The sequence below is a fragment of the Streptococcus suis S735 genome (assembly GCF_000294495.1).
GTDB lineage: Bacteria > Bacillota > Bacilli > Lactobacillales > Streptococcaceae > Streptococcus > Streptococcus suis.
The window spans coordinates 174,312-200,253 of sequence record NC_018526.1 but is presented as its reverse complement, the minus strand read 5'-3'; the positions used below and the strand labels follow the sequence as shown (position 1 = coordinate 200,253).

The following is a 25,942-nucleotide window of genomic DNA, read 5'->3' as shown; positions in this document are numbered from 1 at the left end:
ATCCTAAATCCCTTAATCTATTGATTTTTTAAAAATTTGACAAATTAGGACTACGAAGAGGCTAAATAAACCAATCAAAACAATATATGCTTGGTTACTTTCTCCTGTTTTTGGCAATGACTTTTGATACATGTCACTCAACTCTTTATTCCTACCCAAATTTCCTTCGAAAATACTTTCAGACTCTTTTATTGTTTGTAAATTATTAATTGAATTCCCCATTAGTTTAGAATCTTCACGACTTAACTCTTCACCTTTATTTGATAGTTCAAGACCAGAAAAATAATCTTTATCGCCTACAGCTTGCACATCTGAATTTTCTTTATTTTGCAACCCTAAACTACTTTTTCCACTTTCACTTATTGTTGCATTTGTGTTATTTTCTTTTTTAATTTTTTCCATCTGGTATTCAATGATAAATGAACCAAGCTCATCGGTTTCTAATATTATTTTATTATTTTCAATTCGATATGGCAGTTCTTTCACTGATTCAGTTTGTTCATTTTTATTAATTTTCAAAACATTAAGAATCTTTTTATCCGCCTCAATTGGAATGGTGATTGTCACACTCTCACTTAAATCCATATACTCTCCAAAATTTTTTTGAAGTTGAATTTCATATGAAAAAGTTGGATTATTAGCATTTATAGTATATTGAAGTTCATCTTTATTTATCAATCTTATACTTAAATTTACATCTGCAAGCTGATTTGAACGTTTATATCTCATTCCAATCCCTGTTTTCACATCTGAAATTTCTATATCAGAGATTTTTTCTTCAAAAACTGATTTTTTCTCTTGAGCTGCACCAACAGATAAATTTTCACTCGACAAAGTTTCTCCAAAGAAATCAGTATCATAAGTAACCCCTTCTATTGCAGGATAAACACGTGCAATCGCGTCAACACTGTTTGTTTGACGAGCCAAGGCAAAAGCTTCTGTCGGAGACATAGTTAAGGAGCCATTATCTTGGAAATCAATTGTGGGCTGCACACCTAGTTTTTTATAGAAATAAGAAATTGCTTCCTCTTTGCTCACACCAAGCTTAGCTAACGAACTATTTTCAGGCAATCTATACCCATCTAATTGTCCTGTTAAAAATTTCCCAGCATTTGCAATCATCGATTTATTTTCAGTCGGTCCAGTTCCAACACCTTTTAAAGTTATACCTTCAGTTATCGCTTTGGGATCATCTGGCACTTCAACTCCGACATATGCATTGTTATAAAAATGAATACTATCTTTATATTTACCAGCATCGCTTGCTTCTACAAACATTTTTTCGCCATCAGTAAAGTAAAAAATATTGTTAAATAAAAAGATATCTTTTACACCAGTTCCTCCTGAGGTACTCGGCATATCAATAACGCCAGCTCTCCCTGTTAATTTCGAGTCGGAGAAGATGGTATTATTATATATAGCAGTTCCTTGGGCTCCCCCTCTAGCCAATTCAAAAATTTTATCTTTATCATTCTGACTAATATTATAACGGACTGTTGGAGATGTTTGCTCGTACCAATTCATAATCAACATGAAACCACCTTCATTATCATGACTGTAATTATATTGCATTACTGAATTATTTGAAACATGGTCTAGATCTAAACCTTGCCCATCCTGAACACCATGGGTTCTAAATGATTCATTATATTGAATAACAGTATTTGAAGCTTGAAATGGCCAAATTCCAGCGTTATAACCTGTATCTTGGTATCTGGCATCAGCCGAGATATTGTATTCAATTAAAGCACCATCTGTATCTCTAACTGTTATAGAATCACCACCAGCCTTTTCGATACGATTGCCACGAACAACTACGTTTGTTGATGGATACCAATTTAATGGAATGTTTTTGTTGTTTTTTAGATTTTGGTTTGCCCATGTGGACCCGACCAATTTAATCCCTGACCTATCAACTCTTTCTAAATAATTATTTTCAATAAGTATGCCATCATATTTGGTTGGAACTGTTGTTCCATAAACATCAAAGAAAATACCTCCATTCCATTTTGAATTCAAATTACCATTAATATCATGTAGATACATATTTCGAAGAACGATATCATGAACTACCCCATAATCTTCAGCTATAACATGAACACCTCTTAGTATTTTTGAACGGTTATTATTTGAATTTAATTCAAAACTCGTTGAAAAGTTCGGATCTAAGTTTGTAATCTCTAGATTTTCAATTGTAATATATTCTTGATTATATAACTTAATTACACTTTCAATTTTGCCCTGTGCTTCAAGCAAAGGCAGCTCTCCCTCACCATAAGATGAAATTAGGATAGGCGCATCTTCAAGACCTGAACCTTTAAAAGTTAATGCCGCATCTTCTCCAACAAAACGACTTCCACGTTTTAATAGCACTCTATCACCAGCAATTAGTGTGTTTTTCCGCAATTGTTCGAGTGTTTTCCATGCATTAGTCTCACTTTCTCCACTATTAGTATCATTTCCTTCTATACTATCAATATAAAAAGTCTTTGTCTCACGATTCACTACTTCAGCTGTCTGAAAGTCTGCATAAATAACCAAATCCGACTCATCATTAGGAACACTGAAAGTAGATAAATCGACCACATTTCCAAATTCATCTTTAAAACCAATAAATTGATATCCAGGTTTTTCAATGACCTCCAGAGGAAGTGAATCTCCAACAAAAACTTGACTTGTATTCCCTCTGATTGATCCGGGTTGAATATCTGTAACTTCCTGACCATCTATACGAGACACAACTAGTAAAGATCTTAAAGCACGTGTTTGTCGAATAATGATATCGTCTAAAGATACACTTCTATTTGAAATCGGTGTAAAAACAATGGATGCTGTTGCACCTTCCCAATTTTCAGGACTGCTATAACTTAATAACGGAATTTCATTATCACTAACAGTTACTGTATCCCCTCTTACTACAAGTCTTATTCTGTGTTCTTCACTTCCTAGATTGTGGCCTGTTTCAGCGTATTTTTCACCAGTTTGATTAGGTGCATCAATACTTGAAAGTTTTTTTATAGATACAGCTTTTCCAGTAAATTCTAGAGCATAAACTGATCCATCGCTATTTTCTTTAAATACTACTCTAAAAGTATTCCACTGCTTTACTTCACCAATTTGTTGTATGGAAAATTGAATTTCATACCCCAATGTTGAACTTTCATCAATCTGTCTTGAAAGAATTGGTTTTATCGATGATACCCCGGGAGCATGAATGTTCAATTTTCCATTACTTACCGCAATTTTTCCAATTAGATTTTCAGATAACAAGTAATTATTAATATTTTCAGTTGAGAATTCATCCGAAAAATAAATTGTCTCATCAATAGGAATCTTCTCAAACATCGCAACAACCGTTACATTACCCGTTTTATCCGAGATTTCAAAACTATCATTTTCGATTGGTAGTAACCCATCTGTACTATTTCCACTTTCTAAAAATGACTGATACCCTACAAAACGATATCCTGAATTTGTACTAACCTTCAAATTTATTTTTGTACCACTAATTCCTGACAATACATTATTTTCCGAAATAACATTCCCCCCCAGATCATTATAAACCCCATCTGTTTTCACTTTCAAAGTTATGTTGTATATGCGATCTTGATTTACTATTTCACCTGTACTCGATGACACACCACTACTATCTAAAGCTTTAATCGCATTAATTAGACATGTGACAGAGAGCAAAATAATCGCTGATTTTAAAAAAATTTTTTTATTCATAAAATCCTCTCAAAAATAAATATCAATTAACATCAAATAAATTCAATATTCTATCTATATTAGACTTCAAGCCAATTCGCAAAATAAATTGTGAATTGGCTTTTTTCTACAACTCAGTACTACAATTTGAATCCAGCATAATTCTTAGCAACTTCAATAATACGATAGACATCAAGATACTGTTGAAAATCAGGTTCATGGTTTCTAATATAATCCAAAAAATCTTTCCAGCGGATTTGTCCATCAAGATGGTCTCCAGAGGCCATAAGATGAAGGGCATTAGCCAATTTGACAACATATTCCCGGTGATAACCTAATTGTCGCCAAGCATCACGTTGAATTCCGTTATTTTTAGCAACATTCTCTTCCAAGGTATTAATAAAATTAAATGCTAATTTACTTGAGATATTGTATTTCATTGATAATTCTGCATTTTGGCGATCACCTATTGAATTAAAATAATCACATGAAGAGTAATCTGATAATTTTTCTAAGTAAGTTACGACACTTTTCCATTCAGAACCATATAAGGAACTAAAATAGAGCGCTTTCAATTCATCGTACTCTAAATTTCTGTTCCACAACATTTGACCCATCACAAAGTTGGGAAAGTTATGAGGGAAACCAGCGCGTAGCTCCTGGCAACTAATATAACCATTTAAACCCAATTTTTTAAGATATACGACATCTCTAAAGATTACTTTACTGATCTTCATATATCCTAAATCACCATAATGTGCCCGACCAAGTGGGTAATCATATACAAAACTATCTCCATTAAACACTTTTTGCCAACTAAATAAATATGAGAGATTTTCTTCAAGTGAGTTAGGAAGAACAATATTATTTCTTGAATACTCATTTGGAAGCGGAACATCGTTTTCATAGTCTACATCTGCATAACTCATTTCGAAAGTTCTGGTAATTGGTGCAAACATCATAGTGAACCGTTCAGGATTCTCTAAAACTTCATGTTTTGGTGCAAAAAGTAATTCATGATAAAGTAAAAAACAAATCTTTGTATTAAGCCCCTCTTCACTTAATTTCCGATCTAATTGATTTAATATTCGTACATATTGATCTGAGGGTATTTCTTGTTTACATTTTTCACATTCACAAATATTGTTCCGTGCATCGGATAACCAAACATGTAAATAGTCTACATCTTTCCTTTCCTTAGCATAATTTACAATCAGTTCACACATTCTTTCACCAACATCTGGATTGGAGAAACATAGACTAGTTAGTATTGGCGCTGTGTTGAATAACTCACGTTTTCCATTTAATTCGGCGACTAGCGGTTTCTTTTCTTCAGGTAGTTTTAACCCAGATTCCCATCCGTACTTAGATGAATATCCAAGTACTTCACCAGTCCAACCATGGCCAACACGATGATGTATTAAACCTCGTTTTGATAATTCTTCATCTAAAAGGTCGCTCATTTGTTGTGCAATTTCCGTATTGAAATCTTCTTTATCCGCATACGGATTAAATTCATGTTCATACCAGCGCTTTAAAAATGAATAAGGATTCTCAAACTGAATAAAAAAGCTATTCATATTAATTTTGGGTAACCAATCCAAAAATTCTTTTGTATTCTGGTAACTATCTGCACCTTCTATACATACTCCTCGATGCTTATAACTTGCAGTCTCATGAATAGAAAGCTCTTTCTCATTCCAGTCAGTTATCGTTAATGAGGGGATTAATTCATGTTTTCTACCCGGTCTAGTGAATACAGCTCCAAATTCACTAAGTAAACGATATACCGCAATAAGGATTGAGACATCAGAATTACCTGTTAATATTGCATTTCCATTTTTTATTTCAATCCCAATCGTATCATTATTGTCAAGATATTCTTTTGACAAAAGAACATTCGCATCTTCCTCAACAGTTGTCTTTCCTAACTCAAAATCAAAAATGGCTTTCAAGTAATATGTAAGTTCATCTATAGCAAATTGAGAAGTCTTATTCTGTACTTTATCAAAAATCGTCAATTTCATATGATCACTCTCCTGATTCTTCAAGCTCTAAATTCTTATTATCGGCCACTTTGAAAAATGGATAATAAATAATGAATGAGACACCTATTAAAATAATTTGTAAAATTGCTCCCTGAATACTGCCGCCAGTAGCAAGGAACCCCCCAAGAATTGGAGGCATCGTCCAAGGGAGAACAACCCCAGTAGTCATCGGAACTAATCCAGTTGCCATAGCAAAATAGGTAATTATTGCATTAACTGTCGGTGTTAGAATGAACGGAATCATCATAATAGGATTCAAAACAGTTGGAAAACTAAACAGAATGGCTGTATTAATATTAAAGAGAGAAGGAATAAAGGAGATTCGTCCTAAACTCTTAAATGTACGACTTTTACTAAAGACAAGTAAGCAAAGCGCTAATCCTACAGTAGCGCCACCACCGCCCATAAATACGAACAAATCTTTGAAAGGCAAAGTAATAATATGTGGTAATTTTTCTCCCGCGGCGGCTGCAAGTTGATTTGCTTCTGTAAACTGTAACCAAACCGGATCGACAAAAGCATTTAACACTTGTCCACCATTAACACCAGTAAACCAGAAAAGTGAATTTACAAGCACAACAAGCACCATTCCACCGAGACTTCCTGCAATAAGACCAAGTGGTTTACCTACAATTAATCCCAAAACCGCTCCAAGTCCACCTTCAACACCAGCAGCTTCTAATCCCTGGAAGACGCAAGCCCAGAAAATTAATGTTGTTAATGCTGGAAGCAATGCGGCAAATGACTTACCCACAACGTCTGGGACATTTTTTGGCATTTTAATTGTAATACCTCTTTGGATAAAGAAACGATAAATTTCAGCTGAAACTAATCCAACAGCAATAGCAACAAATAATGCACTTGCGTTCAAACTTCCAAATGGAATTGCTCCAGCAAATACTTGATTAATTTGTTCACCAGATTCGTTGAAAACCATTGTTGAGAATCTTGGCGCAAGTAAAATAAAAGATGATAAAGCAATAACACCTGCAGAAGGTCCATCTGTCTCATATGATTCGGATAATCGATATGCAATACCGAATGTAGCTATGAGAGAGATAATCGCCATTGTTGATTGATTTAACCGATTTAAAATCCCCAACAAACCAATTTGCTCTAAAAAGCCTACTACTGAAAATCCCCCAGAAGCCTGATCCGGCCAACTGATTAGCAATAGGAAGAACGAGCCAACTAATACAAGAGGCATAGCCATCATAAAACCGTCACGAACTGCTTTCAAATGACGTTGATTCCCTACCTTAGTTCCAAAAGGAGCTAGTTTATGTTCAAGAAAATGCATTAATCCATTCATTTTCTTATCCTCCATTAATTTTATTTTGTAAATTAAAGATATCATGTAAGCGCTTAATTGTCAAGTTTTTATTTATAAATTTTAATTAAAAAATGAAATTTATTTATTTGTTTAGTGTTTTTACTTCATTTTTTATAAAAAATATGTTATTCTTACATTGAAAAATACTATTTTCCAATGTGAGGTACTAAAATGGGAAAAAAAGAAGAAACCATTCGAAATATTTCTGGAAATATATTAAAAACTTTATTTAGACATCAAAAAAGCTCTAGAACAAGAATTTCTAAATCTTTAAAAATTACACCGGCAACTATTACGAATATGATTAGTTACCTGGTAGCTGAAAAAAAAGTTATTGAGACTGGCGATGAGGTTCGAGATTATATTGGATCAGGTCGTAGTAGACGACTTATTACAGTAAACTCTCAATATAGACATTATATTGGAATCGAGATTAATGCCAATGGAATCTATTTAGCCGTCACAGACACTATTGGAAACCTAATCACAAATAGCAATATAAAAATTACAGAATATGATTCCAAACAAATAAATGAAATAATTATCCAATTAGTAACTGAAACTCTAGATAAGTTTTCCTATCTTGAATTTGGAGCTCTCGGTATTGCTGTACCTGGTCACTTTGATTCAAAATCAGGACATATTATTTCAAATAATGTAAAGTGGATTTATTTTGATCTTGCCGTAATTAAACAAAGTATTTCAATTCCTATTTTTCTAGAGAACAATATTAATTGCATGGCAATTGGTTCATATCTCTTTCATCCCGAAAGTTCGCCAGAGCAGTTTTTATTTATTCATATTGGACCTGGATTGTTCTGTTCATTTTTTGATAGTGAACATATTTTACAAAACAAAAACTTTTATATTGGAGAGATTGGTCATACAGTAGTTGATTTAAACGGACCTTCTTGTGAATGTGGAAAACGTGGATGCCTTCAAACTTATATTTCTGATACTTGGTTAATCAATAATGCAAGATTTTTATTTGAGAATGTTCAAGGTTCTATCATAAAAACTTTGGTTGAAAAACCAGAAGATATTACATTAGATGTTGTATACAATGCATACCGACTAGGAGATGGTTTTATTATTGAAAAAATTGAATCAGGGATTGATTTTTTAACTACCTCAATCGCAAATACATTGATCATTTATGATTCAAAAAAAATTTTTATTAATAGCCAGTTATTAAATTATCCAGGTTTTTCAGAAAAAGTTAATAATCTTGTTGACAATCAATTGCAATTTATTCCAAGTAAAAATAATTTAGATATTGAATTCTTATCTTTTAATATATTTCGAGGTGCAATTGGAGCAGCATCCTTAGCAGTCTATAATCATTTTATCTTGGAAAATAACTCCAATTAATATAAAAAAAGAGCAACCAACTGAACCGCTGGTTTTACTCTTTTATAGTCGTTTCGTTTGCTTTTAGTACAAGGCAACGATATGCAGGCTACTTCAACTGTCCAGTGGAGTGTTTAAACTCGGAAATAAGGAAATGAGACTTCCTCGCCCTTCAGTAATAAAAAATACACTAATTGATACTCAATGAAAATCAAAATCAAGCTAGGCGATGCAAATGCAGATAGAACTGAGGTTCATCAAATCATGTCAACAACGTCTGATTTTGATTTTCGAAGAGTATGACTATATCATCAACCATGATTCATCAAGCTGCCCCTTTGTTAACCTGAACTGCTTGCCATGTTCATCAATCAGTGCATGAAGCTCCTGAGCGTCTTTTACCGACCAATCTTTTATCTGCTCTGTAAATTCCTGTCTCAAACTCAAATAATCCTGAGACTGGCTAAGTCCTAAACGATTAAATAGCCGAAGAGCATATTGATCCGCCACAAAAACACTTCTTCGACACAAATAGAGCAAAATAACATCCGCAGTTTCATTGCCAACCCCCTTCAAGCTCAGCAGCTCTTTTCGGAGTACTGCTGTCTCAACACGATCTAGGCGAGAAAAATCTCCATCGAACTGATTGGCCCACTCAACCACTGACCGAATGTAGAGTGATTTTTGCTTGAAGAATCCTGCTGGGCGAATGCATTCTTGTAAATCCTCCACAGGCATCTCTAAAAGCGAATGAATTGTCAACCGTCCCTCCAACTGTTCTAAAGCACGCTTGGCATTTGCTTCCGTTGTTTGCTGAATAAGGATCATAGATACCAAATCCTTTATAGGATTTTCATCATTCCACCAGTGAAATTCACCATATCGCCGTTTTAAATTTTGGTAAAGAACCGTCAACTGTTCCACTACTATCCCCCATCTCACCTTGTTTCTCCTTGCCATTATAGCACGATGAGTAAAGGGATACAATACTACAGTTCCTCTAGTACTATTGTATCTACAATCGCTTCAAACTGCTCTGCTTCAACCTCTGGAAAATAATTCAAACAATTGGCTGTTGCAAAGGCTGCCGCTTCTTTCAAAAAGATTTCTGGGGCTTGACCTTGACTGATTCCTTTGACTAGCAAGCCCAGGTAGAAATCCCCTGCGGCAATAGGATTACGCGTTTCTTTCTTTGGAGACTGAATACGGAAGAAGCGCTGACCAATCTTAGCTAGACTCCCCTTGTCTCCCATGGTAATGATGATATTCTCATGAGGAGTCACTTCTTTCAGGATACCTAAAATAGCTTCAGGACTTTCTTCATCCAGCTCTGGATAAATATCTTTCAGCTCTTCATTATTGATTTTGATAAGGGCCGGTCTAGCTTGATAAGCCGCACGTAAAGCTGGTCCACTGGTGTCCACTATGGTCAGAACCTCTGGGTATTTTTCAATAAACCGCTGAATATAATCATCCGACATCCCCTTCATCAGACTACCTGAAAAGACTAGGATGTCGCCAGCTTGCAGGCTATTTTCAATCTGCTGAGTGAATTGGTTGAGCAAATCCTCTGTTAGTTCAAAACCTTTTTCATAAAATAGTACTACATCGCCTGTACTGGTTTCAACATAGATATTACATGTCCGAGTATTCTGGCTATTTTCAACCACGCGCAGGGCATTTCCACCATCAGCATTAAGCTCCTGAATATAGCGACCAATCTGCCCACCTAAAATGGTATGGATAGTGTAGTCTGTCACTCCATTTTCTCGAAGTGCATAGGCTACGTTGAAACTTTTTCCACCAGGATAATCCCTCACTTCCGTCGGTCTCAGGGGAATATTCTTTTCAATCTTTTCCACAAGAAGCGTGCGGTCTAGGGCTGGATTGGGACAAATCAAGTGAATCATGGGGTTCTCCTTTTCTTTTTATTTATATTATTATACTATATGCAAGTAAAAAATAAAAAGATAATTCCTCGATGGAGCTATCTTTTAGACCATTTAATTTTTTATGCAAGTACGGAAATTCGTTCCTGCTGGTAGCCACCTTTTTCCGCAATGTCAACCAAAGCCACAGCATAGTCGGCATAACTAATATAGCTTTCACCTTGGGCATTGACTTGGAAAACCTCGCCAGCCAAAGTGTAGGCACCTGATTTTTGACCTTCTGCATCAAAATCTGCTGCTGGGCTGATATAGGTCCAGTTGACCGCTGTCGCCTGACGATAGAGGTCTAGACCAGTACCCATAGCCTCAGCGATTGGCAGGTATTCCGCAGGGAAATCTGGTGTATCTTTCAGCATAGCTGTCTGGCTCTCGTCTAAATAAAGACTGCCTGCACCACCAACTACTAAAAGACGAGTTGGACTACCAGCAAGTATGGTCGCTAGATGCTCAGCAAGACGGGCGTGATCCGGCAAGGTTTCTGGTGTCCAAGCACCAAAAGCATTAACTACTACATCAAAGCCTGCCAAATCTTCTTTGGTAAGAGCAAAAGCATCCTTCTGGATTACTTCTTGGGCTACGCTCTTGTTTTCAGAACGGACAATAGCCGTCACCTGATGACCACGTTCTACTGCTTCCTTTGCAATAGTTTGACCTGCTTGACCATTCGCTGCAATAATAGCAATTTTCATATTGATACCTCACTTGTTTTGTTGTAACAACTTTATTTACAACGTAAGTATAAATCTTTTTGATTGTAAAGTCAATTGTTACAACTCAAAAATTTAAAAAATCATCACAAGGATGATTCACTAACCAGTCTTTTAGTGCTAGGGCAACACTCTACAGATTACTTCAACAGTCCAGTGGAGTGTTTGAAGTAGGAAATAGGGAAACAAAGTTTCTCCTTACGTTGACCTAATAAAACGACTATAGTTCCGCCAAGAGATCAGCAAGCCTTGTCTTAGCAAGTTCATTTTCCAAAGCTGACTGAGCATTTTCCAAACGGCTATCTAGCAGAGGATGAATATTGCGACCTACTTGACAGGAAGGATTCGGTTGCTCATGAAAAGCGAATAATTGACCTTTTTCTCCAAATAACTCCACAGCCTGATAGACATGCAAAAGTGTAATCTGGTCTGGACCCTGTGCCAAGCGAGCACCTCCAATACCACGCGCTACTTCTACCAGACCAGCCTCCTTGAGTTGGGACAAAATATTTCGGATAATGACAGGATTAACCCCGACACTGCCTGCAATGCTAGTACTGGTCTGTTTTTCTTTTTCTCCTTCCAGAGCCAAGAGAACCAAGATATGGCTGGCAATGGTAAATCTACTTGAAATTTGCATCTCTTCTCCTTTTTTTCAGTCTATCATAGACTGAAACAGAACTCAAGTTTGAAAATTAGTCACGGTCACACCCAGCAAACGAATCCCTTTTTCAATCTTCCCAATTTCTTCAATTAGTTGACGAACCTCTTTCTCAATCGTTTCCGTCTGGTCCGTATATACCTCTAGACTATGACGTTTCGTCAAGGTAGAAAAATCACCATAACGAACCTTTAAAACAATTGTTCGACCCTTTTTTCCATTTCGCTTCAAACTGGCTGCGACCCGTTGGCAGAGACTGATTAGCTCTTTCAGGACATCCTCCTCCCGATAAAGAAGTTTGCGATAGGTTCTTTCCTTTCCACTTGACTTACGAACACGGTCCACTTTAACGGGCGAATTAGAAATCCCCCTCGCTTTCCGATAAAGGTCGAAGCCAAAACGCCCAAATCTATCTATCAAAACCATTTCTGGTACATCTAGCAAATCTTGCCCCGTGTAGACCCCCATCTCATGCAGGCGTTCCACCGTCTTCTTCCCCACACCGTGAAATTTTTCAACAGGCAGGGAGGCGAGAATACCAACAGCATCTTCAGGTAGAATCAAGGTCAAACCGTGCGGTTTTTCCATATCAGAGGCAATTTTTGCCAAAAATTTATTATAGGAAACACCTGCGGAAGCTGTCAGATGCAATTCATTCCAAATATCGTATTGGATAAGCTTGGCAATCTTAACCGCAGAGCTGATGCCCAACTTATTTTCTGTTACATCCAAGTAAGCCTCATCGATAGACATGGGCTCCACCAAATCAGTATAGCGATGGAAAATTTCTCGAACCTGTCGCCCAACTTCCTGATATTTTTCATAATTGCCAGAAATGAAAATCGCCTGAGGACAACGCTCATAAGCCTCTTTTGAGGACATAGCCGAGTGAATCCCAAAGGCACGCGCCTCATAATTACAGGTAGACACCACTCCTCTACCGCCAGATAGTCTTGGGTCAGCCCCAATGATAACAGGTTTGCCCTTCAAAGCAGGGCTATCCCTGACCTCAATGGCAGCAAAAAAAGCATCCATATCTACATGAATAATTTTTCTAGATAAATCATTGATTAAGGGAAAAATTAACATGACTGCCTCTTCCTGTTTACAAGTTTAACTCGCTATATTATACCGCATTTCTTAGGAAGTTTCAGCCTTTAGATTCGTTGAACCAGCCATCTTACCAATACAATAAACGACAGCTTATCACCTTATTACAAATACAAGCAGAAATTTATTTTGAAAATACCAACTCTATATTTCAATTTTTTTCATATTCCTTGAAAGGTTTTTCATTTATTTTCAAGTATTTTTGTCTTGTAGAAAGTGTTTTCAAATGGTATAATAATGACATGTTGGTATCGATAGCAAGTCGATACCCAAAAGCATAAAAGGAGAACCCTCATGTCAACAAAAGTTAAAACAAAAAATGTTGCTGAAGACATTTTCGCCCAAGCCTGGGAAGGCTTTAAAGGTACAGATTGGCAAGATAAGGCAAGTGTAACACACTTCGTTCAAGCCAACTACACTCCATACGATGGAGATGAAAGCTTCCTCGCAGGCCCAACTGAGCGTTCACTTCATATCAAAAAAATCATCGAAGAAACAAAAGCTGGCTACGAAGACACTCGCTTCCCAATGGACGTAGATCGTGCTACTTCTATCGCTGATATTCCAGCAGGTTTCATCGATAAAGAGAACGAACTCATCTTCGGTATCCAAAACGATGAGCTCTTCAAACTCAATTTCATGCCACGTGGTGGTATTCGTATGGCTGAAACAACTCTTATCGAAAACGGCTATACTCCAGACCCACTCCTTCATGAAATCTATACAAAACACGCTACAACTGTAAACGACGGTATCTTCCGTGCCTACACCGCTGACATCCGTCGTGCTCGCCACTCACACCACGTTTCTGGTCTTCCAGATGCATACTCACGTGGTCGTATCATCGGTATGTACGCTCGTTTGGCACTTTACGGTGCAGACTACTTGATGGAAGAAAAAGTAGCTGACTGGAATGCCATTACTGAAATCGATGAAGAATCAATCCGTCTTCGTGAAGAAATCAACATGCAGTACCAAGCATTGCAACAAGTTGTACGCTTAGGTGATCACTATGGTGTTGATGTTCGCAAACCTGCAATGAACACTAAAGAAGCTATCCAATGGACAAACATTGCTTTCATGGCTGTATGTCGTGTTATCAACGGTGCAGCAACTTCTCTTGGTCGTGTGCCAATCGTACTTGACATCTACGCTGAACGTGATTTGGCTCGTGGTACATTTACTGAGGCTGAAATCCAAGAATTTGTTGATGACTTCGTATTGAAACTTCGTACAGTGAAATTCGCTCGTACAAAAGCCTTCGACGAAATCTACTCTGGTGACCCAACATTCTTGACAACATCTATGGCAGGTATGGGTAACGATGGTCGTCACCGTGTTACTAAGATGGACTACCGTTTCTTGAACACACTTGACAACATCGGTAACTCTCCAGAACCAAACTTGACAGTTCTTTGGTCAGACCAACTTCCATATTCATTCCGTCGCTACTGTATGGCAATGAGCCACAAACACTCTTCTATCCAATATGAAGGTGTGACAACAATGGCGAAAGATGGTTATGGTGAAATGTCATGTATCTCTTGCTGTGTATCTCCACTTGATCCAGAAAGCGAAGACCAACGCCACAACATCCAATACTTTGGTGCTCGCGTAAACGTCCTTAAAGCCCTTCTTTCAAGCTGGAACAACGGTTACGATGACGTTCACAAAGATTACAAAGTATTCGACGGTGTTGAACCAAACACATCTGAAGTATTTGACTACGACCAAGTGGTTAAGAACTTTGAAATCGCCCTTGACTGGTTGACTGATACATATGTTGATGCCATGAATATCATCCACTACATGACAGATAAATACAACTACGAAGCAGTTCAAATGGCATTCTTGCCAACTCACCTTCGTGCTAACATGGGCTTCGGTATCTGTGGTTTCGCAAACACTGTTGACTCATTGTCAGCAATCAAGTATGCACAAGTTAAACCAATCCGTGATGAAGATGGATTTATCTACGACTACGAAGTAACTGGTGACTTCCCACGCTATGGTGAAGACGATGACCGTGTAGATGATATTGCGAAATGGCTCATGGAAGCATTCTTCACTCGTTTGAACAAACATAAATTGTACAAGAATGCTGAAGCTACAGTATCTATCTTGACAATCACTTCTAACGTTGCTTACTCTAAACAAACAGGTAACTCTCCAGTTCACCGTGGTGTATTCCTCAATGAAGATGGTTCTGTGAACACTACTAAGGTAGAATTCTTCCCACCAGGTGCTAACCCAACTTCTAAAGCTCGTGGTGGTTGGTTGCAAAACTTGAATACCCTTTCTAAACTCAACTTCAAACATGCCAACGACGGTATCTCATTGACTACTCAAGTTTCTCCAAAAGCGCTTGGTAAAACATTCGATGAGCAAGTAAACAACTTGGTAACAATCCTTGATGGTTACTTTGAGCAAGGTGGTCAACACGTTAACTTGAACGTTATGGACTTGAACGACGTTTATGAAAAAATCATGGCTGGTGAAGATGTTATCGTTCGTATCTCTGGATACTGCGTAAACACTAAATACCTCACTAAAGAGCAAAAAACTGAATTGACTCAACGTGTCTTCCACGAAGTTCTTTCAATGGACGACCACGCTGCTGAAGTTTCAGGTCAAGCTTAATCAAGCAGACACAAAAGGACTTGCACATGCAGGTCCTTTTACTATGTCGAAAAATCTACTGAGTGTTGCGGAAGGATAGTTATAGTCTTTTAGTTTACTTTTAGTACTAGGCAACGAGCTGCGGACAGCTTGTACAGTCGAGTGACTGTGCAAGGTTGGAGATAGCACTTGCGGAGCAAGTCCCCCCTGCAGAGTACGGCAAAGCGAGTTCAAATACTCCAGTGGAGTGTTTGAAGTTGGAAATAAGGAAACGATGTTTCCTCGATCGTCGAAGTAATAAAAGAAAAACTAAATGACTGATATATACTCAATGAAAATCAAAAGTAGCCTAAGAAACGAAGTCGAAGATAGAACTGGAGTTCATTAAGGCAAGTTGACAATGGATAATTTTGATTTTCGAAGAGTATTAGTCAATAGCCTCTTCTTCCTCCAAGACCTGACGAATCAAGGCCATAACCTGGTTTCTATCCAACTTCCACTGGGCGCGCTCATCCTTGTCAAAAGTACGATTCGAGAGAAAAATCGCAGCTTTCTGCAAGGGACGGTTATACATGATAAAGGTCCCCGTATAGCCTGTGTGCGACAACCAGTCCCCCTTCTTATCCCAAGCCAGAGACCGCTTGCGTTTATCATCAAAACCGTAATCCTGCGTTAAATTCGCCGCAAAATCCTCAGTTAGATAGCGCTCCAAAAAGATTTCCAAATCTTTGACGGTCGAAAAGAGACCTGCACTTCCCGCGTGGAGGCCCAAGACACGCGCCTTGGGATCATGCACCACACCTGCTTTGACGCCACGAACCGTCGGCACCGCCTGACTGACTGGTCCAAAGGAGGTTCGGAACATACCAAAGGGCTCTAGAACGTCTCGACTAATCAGCTGGTCTAGACTGTCTCTACCCAATTCCTCCAACAAAAAGCCCAGTAAGAGAAAATTAATATCCGTGTAGAGGAAAGCTTTCTTATCCGTTACAGCAATCTTCAAAATCGCTTCCTTGAGCTGGTCGGCATCCAGACTATCCCTATTTGGAATAAAGGGATCAATACCACTAGTATGGGTCAATAATTGCCGAATGGTGACCTCACTATCCGCAAAAGCTGGATAATAAGACTGCAAGGTCCTATCTAGCTCCAAAGCTCCGCTATTAACCAAAAAAGTCGCAAGAGTCCCTACTCCAACCACCTTAGAAACAGACGCCAAATCATAGGTCAAACCCGCCTCAACTGGCGTATGCCCATCCTGGGTCCCTAGATAGTACTCCTGCCACTGACCATCAGAAAAAAAGCCAGACTGACACCAGGATATACTCCTTGCTCAATCTGCTCTGAAACCTTGTCTAAAATTACTTGTCTCATTTTTCGAACCACAATTCAATACCACTTGGGTCAACTGTTTGGATAAAGCTCGCTTTTTTATCTTTAAAGAATGGTCTTTCCAACCGGCTTTCCAAATGCGCCCAATCAAAGTCTTGCTCGACGGGAAAACGCAAGCCTTCTAAATCCCAAACTTGTTCTGCAGGAGTTAATAAATCCTTACCTTCTGCTCCAACAAAACGCAAAAAGGCTTGTTGAGGTAGGATAGCCTCATAATAGTCTTGACTAATACTAGCTTGTGGGGTATTAATCCAGACAGACTCTACTGTAAAAGCGGTCAGACCAGAAAAGTCATCCTGCACCTTAAATGGAACAGGTGGAAGGATTGCTTTTAGGTCATCAACAGATGCTTCTGCGTGTAAAAGAAAGGTGTCTCCTTCTGGCGAAAGAGCTTCAAAACCATAGCCATTTTTTCCTTGGTAGAGCTTACTATACTGTGACCCTTGCGCCAGTAAAGCTTCAATTTCAGAGGCATTGTCTACTTTTATCACAATTTTATTCAGTTTTTTAAGCCCTTCGACAGCACGGGTGCGATTACCAGGAGATTCTGTCAAAACGAGCTTCGCTTCTGGACTTGTTCTATCTCCAAAATCAGCAAAAGGACCATCTTCGAGCTTGGTTTTCATTCCTAGATTTTCTTCTAAAAATCCTTGGTTAATAGCCCTATTATTAATACGTAAAATAGGGACTATAGCTTCATTTTTTCTCAACACGATACATTTCACTCCTCAGTCATTCTACAATATTGTATAAAAATTTTCATCATTTTACAAGTAATTGTATCGTCGTTTTATACATTAATATCTCTATATATACTGATAATTTTTAGACAAACATTGACTTATCCGATATAATAGCTATTATAGACTATTATCCTAAAAAAGAGGAGAATTTATGCGCTTTAATCAATTTTCTTTCATAAAAAAAGAGACCTCCGTCTACTTGCAAGAACTTGATACTCTGGGATTTCAACTGATTCCTGATGCAAGTAGTAAGACAAATTTAGAAACCTTTGTCAGAAAGTGCCATTTCCTGACAGCAAACACCGACTTTGCCCTGTCAAACATGATCGCAGAATGGGACACAGATCTTCTGACCTTCTTCCAGTCTGACCGTGAGTTGACTGACCAGATTTTCTATCAAGTCGCCTTTCAGTTGCTGGGCTTTGTGCCTGGTATGGATTATACAGATGTCATGGATTTCGTGGAGAAAAGCAACTTCCCGATTGTCTATGGGGACATCATTGACAACCTCTACCAGCTCCTCAATACTCGCACCAAGTCTGGAAACACCTTGATTGACCAGCTAGTCAGCGATGACCTGATTCCAGAGGACAATCACTACCACTTCTTCAACGGCAAATCTATGGCAACCTTTTCAACCAAAAACCTTATTCGTGAGGTGGTCTATGTCGAAACGCCTGTTGATACAGCTGGGACTGGGCAGACAGATATTGTTAAGCTGTCCATCCTCCGTCCTCACTTTGACGGGAAAATCCCTGCGGTGATTACAAATAGTCCTTATCATCAAGGAGTTAACGATGTAGCCAGCGATAAGGCTCTGCATAAGATGGAAGGGGAACTGGCTGAAAAACAAGTCGGTACCATTCAGGTCAAGCAGGCCAGCATCACCAAGTTAGACTTGGACCAACGGAACCTGCCTGTCAGCCCTGCTACTGAAAAACTGGGGCACATTACTTCGTACTCCCTCAATGACTACTTCCTCGCTCGCGGCTTTGCCAGCCTCCATGTGTCTGGTGTTGGCACGCTGGGCTCGACGGGCTACATGACATCTGGCGACTACCAACAGGTGGAGGGCTATAAAGCGGTGATTGACTGGCTGAACGGTCGCACCAAGGCCTACACAGACCACACTCGCTCGCTTGAGGTCAAGGCCGATTGGGCCAATGGTAAGGTAGCGACGACGGGACTGTCTTATCTCGGTACCATGTCCAATGCCTTGGCAACAACTGGCGTGGACGGATTGGAAGTCATCATCGCAGAAGCAGGGATTTCCTCTTGGTATGACTACTACCGTGAAAACGGGCTGGTGACCAGCCCTGGTGGCTATCCAGGCGAAGATTTGGACAGCTTGACCGCCCTGACCTACTCCAAGAGTTTGCAAGCAGGTGACTTCCTCCGCAATAAAGCAGCCTACGAAAAAGGACTGGCTGCCGAGCGTGCTGCCCTGGACCGCACCAGCGGTGACTACAATCAATACTGGCATGACCGCAATTATCTGCTCCACGCTGATAGGGTCAAGTGTGAGGTGGTCTTTACCCACGGCTCACAGGACTGGAATGTCAAGCCAATCCATGTCTGGAATATGTTCCATGCCCTACCTAGTCACATCAAGAAGCACCTCTTCTTCCACAACGGTGCCCACGTTTATATGAACAACTGGCAGTCTATCGACTTCCGCGAGTCCATGAACGCCCTGCTCAGTCAGAAACTACTGGGCTACGAGAACAACTACCAACTGCCAACGGTTATCTGGCAGGACAACAGCGGTGAGCAAACTTGGACGACCTTGGACACCTTTGGCGGTGAAAACGAGACTGTCTTGCCACTAGGTACTGGAAGCCAGACCGTTGCCAATCAGTATACCCAAGAAGATTTTGAACGCTACGGCAAATCCTACTCTGCCTTCCACCAAGACCTCTATGCAGGCAAAGCCAATCAAATCAGCATTGAACTGCCTGTAACGGAGGGCCTCTTGCTTAACGGGCAGGTCACGCTGAAACTCCGTGTCGCTTCTAGTGTAGCTAAAGGCCTCTTATCCGCTCAGCTATTGGACAAGGGAAATAAAAAACGCCTAGCCCCAATCCCTGCGCCTAAAGCAAGATTGAGTCTAGACAACGGTCGTTACCATGCCCAAGAAAATCTGGTGGAGTTGCCCTATGTGGAGATGCCACAACGCTTGGTAACCAAGGGCTTTATGAACCTGCAAAACCGCACCGACCTGATGACTGTCGAGGAAGTGGTGCCTGGACAGTGGATGAATCTGACCTGGAAACTGCAGCCGACCATTTATCAGCTGAAAAAAGGCGATGTCTTGGAGTTGATTCTCTATACAACCGACTTTGAGTGTACTGTTCGGGATAATTCTCAATGGCAAATCCACCTTGATTTAAGTCAATCACAGTTAATTTTACCGCACTAATACTCAATGAAAATCAAAATCAGACTAGTTTCAAAGGTTTGGGAAACCTTTGAAGGTTGGAGATAGAGTGAACGAAGTTCGTTTCTCCAAGAGCAGATATACCCCTGCTACTTTCTTATTTTATGGTAGCAGGCTGTCAAGCTCCACTGGAGCTTGACACTCATCAAATCAAGTCAACAACGTCTGATTTTGAGTTTCGAAGAGTATAATATTGATTTTCAGTTCTAAAAAGAGGCTGGGCGTTTCCGCCCTGCCTCTTTATTATTTCATAATGGTTTAGATTTGATCTTTAGATTTTTTGTTTATAGCTGTAGCGACTACCGCCAAGCTAATTCCAGCTAAACCAAGGCCTACTAAGGCTAGGTTATTGCGCTGTTCACCTGTTGCAGGTAGGGTTGCTTTGTTTGCAGAAGGTGCGCCCTTATGACTTAGTGTCGGATTTGATTGTACTGAAGGAGTTGTTTTTACTTCTTCTTTCTTCATTTCCAAGCTACCTTTTACAAGGATACGATTTTGACCTTCAACAACAGTTTCTGATAATAGGTTGGTTGCGACAACTTTACCATCAACTATGACATCTTGATAAACAGATACTTTTTTACCTGCTTTTCCTTCTTGAAGAAGGTATGATTTGCCAAGCGGTAGGCTTGCATCATATCTGATTTCTTCTTTGATAGGGAGAGCTTCTTCTACCTTGCGTTCTTTTGTTGTGAAGTCTAGCTTTGGTTTTTCCGCTGTTTTTGGTGCGACTTCTGGAACTGCTGTCTTAGGTGCAGAGTCTTCCGCTTTTGGTTGCTCAGACTTTGGCATTTCCTCCTTCGGCATGTCTTCTGCTTTCGGTTGCTCCATTTCTGGTTGCTTAGCCTCTGGCATCTGTTTGTCAGACTCTACTTTATCAGTTTTCGGTTTGTCCATTGGAGTTTCTGGCATTGGAGTTGGGGCTGGAACTTCTTCCTCTGCTTTCGGCGCTGGAGCATCTGGCATTGGTGCCGGAACTTCGTCCTCTTTCGGTGCCGGAGTGTCCGGTACCGGAGTTGGAGCTGGCTCTGCATCCGGTGCTGGAGTTGGAGTTTCTTCTTTCGTCTCTGGTGCCTTCTCTTCTGTTTTCGGCTCCTGTGTTTCCTCTTCTACTTTCGGTGTTGGAGCGTCTGGAATTGGTGCCGGAACTTCGTCCTCTTTCGGTGCCGGAGTGTCCGGTACTGGAGTTGGAGCCTCTTCCTCTGCCTTTGGAGTGTCTGGAATTGGAGTTGGAGCTGGATCCACTTCCGGTGTTGGAGCTGGAGCTGGGGCTGCGTCCGGTGCCGGAGTGTCCTCCTCTTTTGGAGCTGGGGTTTCTTCCTCTTTTGGTGCCGGAACTTCGTCCTCTGCTTTCGGCGCTGGAGCGTCTGGAATTGGTGCCGGAATCCCTTCCTCTTTTGGTGTTGGAGTTGGAGTTTCTTCTTTCGTCTCTGGTGCCTTCTCTTCTGTTTTCGGCTCCTGTGTTTCATCTTCTACTTTCGGTGTTGGAGCTGGAGTGTCTTCCTCTTTTGGAGCTGGAGCTGGCTCATCTGCGGGACTTGGCTGGGGTTGTTTTGATTTTTCCAGTTCAGCAACTCGTTGCTTAATTCTGCCCATGGCCTCACTTGCTTCTCTATCAACGTAGTCTCTTAAGGTAGCGCCCTCTTGGCTAGCTATACTCTTGCCTTCGTCTTGCTTTAAATGCGCATTATATTCTTCCTCAATTGTATTATCACCAGGGTATTTCTTTCGCAATTCTGCAACCTGACGGATATAGTTTTCCACTTTTATTTGATATTTAAAATCATTCAAATCCCCTTTAACCTTATGGAAAAACTTGTCATCTGCTTTCATTTTTGAAGCATAGTCCATATTATCTTTTCCAATTCTTAAAAACTCTTCCCACAAAGCCTTCTGATAAGAATAATCTTGAGCATCACCATAACTTGGAACCTTATCTAGTTCCCCCAGCTCTTTTTCTAATTCTTTCACAAGCTTCTGAACTTCTTCAACTTTCGCCATTGCTTCAACTTGAGTAGCTGTTGAAGTCTCTGTCGTCGCAAAAGCGGTTGGTGTCGAGACTCCCGCACCAAGTAAGCAAGTAGCAATCAGCACCGAGCCTACGCCGACTTTAAATTTACGAATACTATATCTGAATTTTTTATTTGCAGTTTCCATTTCTATAAGTCCTAATCATATTTTATTATATATTATTATTGTACCATGATATTCAGGTGGTCGGATGTGTTTTTTATGTGTTAAAACTCTACCGAATAGCTCTGTTTCTTCATCGTTGAATGCATCTGCCTATTTTTCTAAAGGATGGATGATAACACCTTGCACCACACGGTTGACGGTGCCTGTTGGAGATGGTGTATCTGGCAAGTTGTTGCACTTAATGGCTGCCATAATAGATACCGTTTGGGCAAAGAGGATGTAAGGGAAGGTTAGGAAGACATCTGGCAGATCTGCTCCGCCTTCTGCCAAGACAAAGTTGGCTGCTTCTGTACCGACTAACTTATCAGCCGACAATGCCACTATCCGCTCTGCTATGCCATCACCATGAACTTCATTAAGCAAGTCCACATCATACTGACGAGTGTAGGCATCGTTTGAGGCAAAGAGGAAAATCAAGGTCTTTTCATTGATGAAGGATTTTGGTCCATGACGGAAACCGAGTGGTGACTCGTACATGGTCGCAATCTTACCTGCTGTCAATTCCAGAATTTTCAACTGAGCTTCGTGGGCAAGACCATAGAAACCACCTGAACCGAGGTAAATCACTCGCTCAAAATCAAGGTTAATCAAGTCTTGCACGTAGTCTTCACGGTCCAAAACATCTTGACCTAGACGGGCAATGATCTCAACCCAAGCAGCTTTTTCTTCTTGACTGGCTGACGAGAAGACGAGGAGGGCTGTCAGAGCCATACAGCTGTAAGAACCTGTCATGGCAAAGCCCTTATCGTTTGATCCAGCCGGTTGCAAGAGCAGGAGATTTTCAGCATCTCCTTCAGCCGCTAGTGCCAACTTACCTTCGGGTGCACAGGTAATGGTCACTTGATACAATTTATCTACCAATTGCTTAGCGACTTCAACTGCTGCCACACTTTCTGGTGAATTCCCTGAACGGGCAAAGGATACCAAAACCGTTGGCACATCTGCCTGTAAATAGTCATGTGGGCAACTAACCAGCTCCACTGTACCAATGGCAGAAAAACGAATGTGTTTCAAGTCATTGACTTGGTTGAGGTAGTTGGCAATACTTTGCCCAACAAAGTCAGAAGTCCCTGCACCTGTAAAAACAACGTGAACAAAGTCATGTTTTTCCTTGATTGATTTTAGAAAACTCTCGATTTTTTCCAATTGGTCAAAATAGAGTTGATACGCTTCCTTCCATAAGCCTGGCTGTTGGTAAATTTCGGTCGCCGTAATAATAGCTCCCAACTTTTCAAGTTCTTCTTTTGCTAAACGGAACATAGCTCCTCCTCCGTGATTTCTGGTTATAACCAGTTTTTCTTATATTATAGCGAATTTATCCCTCAAAGTCAATTTAAAATAGATTAATATGTCAAATTTATATCCGATATTGCTGACTATAACTTATTTTAAGAAGGTAGCATTATCTACATAAAACATGTTATAATATTTACTACCCCTCTGCCTTTGAAAAAGTTTAACATAAGGCAAGGAAAATTTACAAACAGGGTCTAACCCCTTGATACGAAAGGAATCTTAAAAATCTTATGATGAACATGCAAAACATGATGCGCCAAGCTCAAAAAACTTCAAAAACAAATGGAGAAGAGTCAAGCTGAGTTGGCTGCTACTCAATTTACTGGTAGCTCTGTACAAGACTTGGTTACTGCTACTTTTACTGGAGATAAGAAATTGGTTTCTATCGACTTCAAGGCTGATGTTGTGGATGCAGACGACCTTGAAACCTTGCAAGAAATGACAATCCAAGCCGTCAACGCTGCACTTACAAAAGTTGACGAGGCAACTCAGAAAAAACTAGGTGCCTTTGCAGGTAAATTACCTTTTTAAGACAGAAAAGACGCGATTGGGCCAGGCCCTCGCGTCTCTTTGTTTATTCAAAATTATAAATCAAAGACTGAAATTGCTGGAAAAAGAGGTCTGGATAGCGTCGATTCTCTTTCATTTCCTCCATCAGACTTTGGAGGTCGGTCATGTTGTCAGTGATGATACCGTCCACTTGTAGCAGCAACATCTTGGTCATACTCTCTTCTTCATTCGGTGTCCAAGCATAAACCGACTTCCCTCGAATCCAAGACTTGGTCATAAAATTTTGATCCAGCGAGGTATACTCCATAGTATAGCCGTCAGCAACCGTCGTCGGATAAATTGAATTGAACGGAAGAATAAAGAAGGATACTAATTTCTCGCTATACTGCTTTATTTCGATAATAGTACGGTAATCTAATGATTGCATCTGGTGTCCTTTGGCAATCAAACGTTGACCGTATTTTTTTAAGAAATTCTGGGTGAGTTTTGGCGAATCTGCCTTGGTCACTTTAATTTCTACCAATAATTTCTGTCCCAGCTCATCCGCTTTTTCAAGATATTCATCAAAAGAAGGAACTGGAGCTGCCATGCCGTTTTCTGATGCAGTCATCCCTGTCAACTCTGCAAGAGTATAGTCATGTGTACCTCCGGGATTGCCCGTCAAAGCCAATAAATCCGTATCATGCATGACAATAAACTGACCATCCTTCGTCTCCTGAACATCCATCTCAATATAATCTGGCTTGAGCTGAGAGGTTTTCTCTAGGGCCTCGATAGAGTTCTGGACAGCATTGCCGTCATCGACACCTCGGTGAGAAATGGTAACCGGCAGAGTGTCAAAGGGAAAGTAGAGGGCAAGCGCTCCTTGGGTACCGAACACCAGACCAGATACGAGCAAAATGGCTAGTCGAAGGTGATGACGGAGGCGTTTACGGCGGTAGATTGGTAGTTGTTTTCCTGTTAGGAGGCTGACAAATCCCATCATGAAGAGTGCAACTACTCCGTAGTAGGCTAATTTTAGAAGTGCGTAACAGACAACTGCCAGCCAGTAAGAAGCACTTGGTACAAAATGCTCTGCTAACAGTTGCACAAGATAGAATAGTCCTCCTACTCCTGTAAATAGGAGAACTGGAAAAGTAACCAACCAAATTAGACGGAACAATGAACCGATCTGCTTTCTGCCTCTGGTCTTCTCCCAAGAATAAGCGATAGACTCCTTCACACCCCTGTGTTCAAAATAAATGTTTGGCAGAGCGTACATGAAGCGTGCCGCAAGCCAGAAGAACAAGAGGAGGAAAATCAAAATCAATATTCCTAGCCAGACTGTGTTGGATAGGTAATCTACGATAAATTGGGGCACTACGATTTTATTAAAATAATAGATATTTAATACTCGGCGTAAAAATGGAAGAAGAATAACTGAGTAAAAGAGCAGAAATAGAACCTTTGGTAGGCTACTGTGACGGATAATCGCCACCATACTATCTCGTACATCCCGTAAATAGTCGGTGAGGTGCTTGACTTTTTCATCCAACAGTTGCCAAACCCCTGTGAACAATAGAGCTAATTCTAGATAGGCAATGGCAATGTTGACAAAAAAGAGGAGAATAAACAAGCCTGTCACGAGCAGATTTTCAGCAAACACCGACAACAAATTCGTCGGTGAAAGGTAGGCATGCCCTGTCATAGCTAAGAGTCCCTCAGAAATCCATGAATTGAGCGGTATCCAAACAAATTCCATAAAGGTAAACAGGGTAAAGAAGAGCAAGAGAATCTTGTCTAAGTTGTAATATATTTTTTGAAATTCACGTTGTATCTTTTTCATGATTCTAGTGTCCCATATTCTAGCAAGAATTGCAAGCCTTCATCAAGGATGGAAGATT

The 25,942-nt window shown here is 39.9% G+C and carries 15 protein-coding genes and 2 pseudogenes; 4 read left to right on the top strand and 13 right to left on the bottom strand.

The window, feature by feature from the left end:
* Nucleotides 1–12 precede the first annotated feature (12 nt).
* From YYK_RS01105 to YYK_RS01095, 3 genes are all read right to left on the bottom strand, one after another.
* Nucleotides 13–3,729 carry an InlB B-repeat-containing protein gene (locus YYK_RS01105; protein ID WP_012775423.1) on the bottom strand — a complete coding sequence of 1,239 codons (3,717 nt, stop codon included), beginning with the start codon at nt 3,727–3,729 and terminating at the stop codon, nt 13–15.
* A 119-nt stretch (nt 3,730–3,848) separates the two neighbouring features.
* Nucleotides 3,849–5,735 (bottom strand): DUF4838 domain-containing protein, encoded by a 1,887-nt coding sequence (locus YYK_RS01100; RefSeq protein ID WP_014917185.1) that lies wholly within the window; start codon nt 5,733–5,735, stop codon nt 3,849–3,851.
* Nucleotides 5,736–5,739: 4 nt separating this feature from the next.
* Complete coding sequence (locus YYK_RS01095) at nt 5,740–7,068, bottom strand: PTS sugar transporter subunit IIC (protein ID WP_012774924.1); 1,329 nt, start codon at nt 7,066–7,068, stop codon at nt 5,740–5,742.
* A 192-nt stretch (nt 7,069–7,260) separates the two neighbouring features.
* Between YYK_RS01095 and YYK_RS01090 the strand changes: the two genes are divergently transcribed.
* Complete coding sequence (locus tag YYK_RS01090) at nt 7,261–8,460, top strand: ROK family protein (RefSeq protein ID WP_012774923.1); 1,200 nt, start codon at nt 7,261–7,263, stop codon at nt 8,458–8,460.
* A 282-nt stretch (nt 8,461–8,742) separates the two neighbouring features.
* Here the strand turns inward: YYK_RS01090 and YYK_RS01080 are convergent, their stop codons facing one another.
* The 5 genes from YYK_RS01080 to dinB all read right to left on the bottom strand — a co-directional run bounded on the left by YYK_RS01080 (nt 8,743) and on the right by dinB (nt 12,845).
* The gene (locus YYK_RS01080) at nt 8,743–9,381 is read right to left on the bottom strand and encodes an endonuclease III domain-containing protein (protein ID WP_014636205.1); all 639 of its coding nucleotides are present in this window, start codon (nt 9,379–9,381) and stop codon (nt 8,743–8,745) included.
* A 47-nt stretch (nt 9,382–9,428) separates the two neighbouring features.
* A complete protein-coding gene (locus tag YYK_RS01075) occupies nt 9,429–10,349 on the bottom strand; it encodes a 1-phosphofructokinase family hexose kinase (RefSeq protein ID WP_011922588.1) in 921 nt (306 codons plus the stop codon).
* 101 nt (nt 10,350–10,450) lie between these two features.
* On the bottom strand, nt 10,451–11,077 hold the full coding sequence (locus tag YYK_RS01070) for an NAD(P)-dependent oxidoreductase (protein WP_002935982.1): 627 nt from the start codon (nt 11,075–11,077) through the stop codon (nt 10,451–10,453).
* A gap of 238 nt (nt 11,078–11,315) precedes the next feature.
* Nucleotides 11,316–11,735, bottom strand: coding sequence for an Rrf2 family transcriptional regulator (locus YYK_RS01065; protein WP_011922587.1), 420 nt, complete (start codon nt 11,733–11,735; stop codon nt 11,316–11,318).
* 42 nt (nt 11,736–11,777) lie between these two features.
* The gene (gene dinB / locus YYK_RS01060; RefSeq protein ID WP_011922586.1) at nt 11,778–12,845 is read right to left on the bottom strand and encodes a DNA polymerase IV; all 1,068 of its coding nucleotides are present in this window, start codon (nt 12,843–12,845) and stop codon (nt 11,778–11,780) included.
* Between the two features lie 315 nt (nt 12,846–13,160).
* Here dinB and pflB point away from each other — a divergent pair, with 315 nt between their 5' ends.
* Nucleotides 13,161–15,506 (top strand): formate C-acetyltransferase, encoded by a 2,346-nt coding sequence (gene pflB / locus YYK_RS01055; RefSeq protein ID WP_011921786.1) that lies wholly within the window; start codon nt 13,161–13,163, stop codon nt 15,504–15,506.
* Between the two features lie 406 nt (nt 15,507–15,912).
* On the opposite strand, the pseudogene YYK_RS01050 reads toward pflB, so the two are convergent.
* Nucleotides 15,913–16,859 (bottom strand): annotated as a pseudogene (locus tag YYK_RS01050) (serine hydrolase domain-containing protein).
* Nucleotides 16,856–17,590, bottom strand: coding sequence for a CppA family protein (locus YYK_RS01045; protein WP_012774921.1), 735 nt, complete (start codon nt 17,588–17,590; stop codon nt 16,856–16,858). Before YYK_RS01045 ends, YYK_RS01050 begins: the two are co-directional and overlap by 4 nt.
* A 181-nt stretch (nt 17,591–17,771) precedes the next feature.
* Between YYK_RS01045 and YYK_RS01040 the strand changes: the two genes are divergently transcribed.
* Entirely contained in the window at nt 17,772–20,039 is a 2,268-nt protein-coding gene (locus tag YYK_RS01040; RefSeq protein ID WP_011921783.1) for a Xaa-Pro dipeptidyl-peptidase, read from the top strand.
* Between the two features lie 276 nt (nt 20,040–20,315).
* Here YYK_RS01040 and YYK_RS01035 read toward each other — a convergent pair whose 3' ends face one another.
* Nucleotides 20,316–22,214 carry a GAG-binding domain-containing protein gene (locus YYK_RS01035; RefSeq protein WP_014917184.1) on the bottom strand — a complete coding sequence of 633 codons (1,899 nt, stop codon included), beginning with the start codon at nt 22,212–22,214 and terminating at the stop codon, nt 20,316–20,318.
* 129 nt (nt 22,215–22,343) lie between these two features.
* Nucleotides 22,344–23,513 carry an SIS domain-containing protein gene (locus tag YYK_RS01030; RefSeq protein WP_014917183.1) on the bottom strand — a complete coding sequence of 390 codons (1,170 nt, stop codon included), beginning with the start codon at nt 23,511–23,513 and terminating at the stop codon, nt 22,344–22,346.
* Nucleotides 23,514–23,779: 266 nt separating this feature from the next.
* On the opposite strand from YYK_RS01030, the pseudogene YYK_RS01025 reads away from it, so the two are divergent.
* A pseudogene (locus tag YYK_RS01025) lies at nt 23,780–24,080 on the top strand (YbaB/EbfC family nucleoid-associated protein).
* Nucleotides 24,081–24,123: 43 nt separating this feature from the next.
* Here YYK_RS01025 and YYK_RS01020 read toward each other — a convergent pair.
* The gene (locus YYK_RS01020; protein ID WP_011921780.1) at nt 24,124–25,884 is read right to left on the bottom strand and encodes a glycerophosphodiester phosphodiesterase; all 1,761 of its coding nucleotides are present in this window, start codon (nt 25,882–25,884) and stop codon (nt 24,124–24,126) included.
* Nucleotides 25,885–25,942 lie beyond the last annotated feature (58 nt).

What these genes read in the sequence shown, in the direction of transcription:
- YYK_RS01040 (WP_011921783.1), top strand. Translation starts at nt 17,772, where the DNA reads ATGCGCTTTAATCAATTTTCTTTCATAAAAAAAGAGACCTCCGTCTAC.
- YYK_RS01030 (WP_014917183.1), bottom strand. Translation starts at nt 23,513, where the DNA reads ATGTTCCGTTTAGCAAAAGAAGAACTTGAAAAGTTGGGAGCTATTATT.
- YYK_RS01070 (WP_002935982.1), bottom strand. Translation starts at nt 11,077, where the DNA reads ATGAAAATTGCTATTATTGCAGCGAATGGTCAAGCAGGTCAAACTATT.
- YYK_RS01020 (WP_011921780.1), bottom strand. Translation starts at nt 25,884, where the DNA reads ATGAAAAAGATACAACGTGAATTTCAAAAAATATATTACAACTTAGAC.
- YYK_RS01035 (WP_014917184.1), bottom strand. Translation starts at nt 22,214, where the DNA reads ATGGAAACTGCAAATAAAAAATTCAGATATAGTATTCGTAAATTTAAA.
- YYK_RS01100 (WP_014917185.1), bottom strand. Translation starts at nt 5,735, where the DNA reads ATGAAATTGACGATTTTTGATAAAGTACAGAATAAGACTTCTCAATTT.
- dinB (WP_011922586.1), bottom strand. Translation starts at nt 12,845, where the DNA reads ATGTTAATTTTTCCCTTAATCAATGATTTATCTAGAAAAATTATTCAT.
- YYK_RS01065 (WP_011922587.1), bottom strand. Translation starts at nt 11,735, where the DNA reads ATGCAAATTTCAAGTAGATTTACCATTGCCAGCCATATCTTGGTTCTC.
- YYK_RS01095 (WP_012774924.1), bottom strand. Translation starts at nt 7,068, where the DNA reads ATGAATGGATTAATGCATTTTCTTGAACATAAACTAGCTCCTTTTGGA.
- YYK_RS01075 (WP_011922588.1), bottom strand. Translation starts at nt 10,349, where the DNA reads ATGATTCACTTGATTTGTCCCAATCCAGCCCTAGACCGCACGCTTCTT.
- pflB (WP_011921786.1), top strand. Translation starts at nt 13,161, where the DNA reads ATGTCAACAAAAGTTAAAACAAAAAATGTTGCTGAAGACATTTTCGCC.
- YYK_RS01090 (WP_012774923.1), top strand. Translation starts at nt 7,261, where the DNA reads ATGGGAAAAAAAGAAGAAACCATTCGAAATATTTCTGGAAATATATTA.
- YYK_RS01105 (WP_012775423.1), bottom strand. Translation starts at nt 3,729, where the DNA reads ATGAATAAAAAAATTTTTTTAAAATCAGCGATTATTTTGCTCTCTGTC.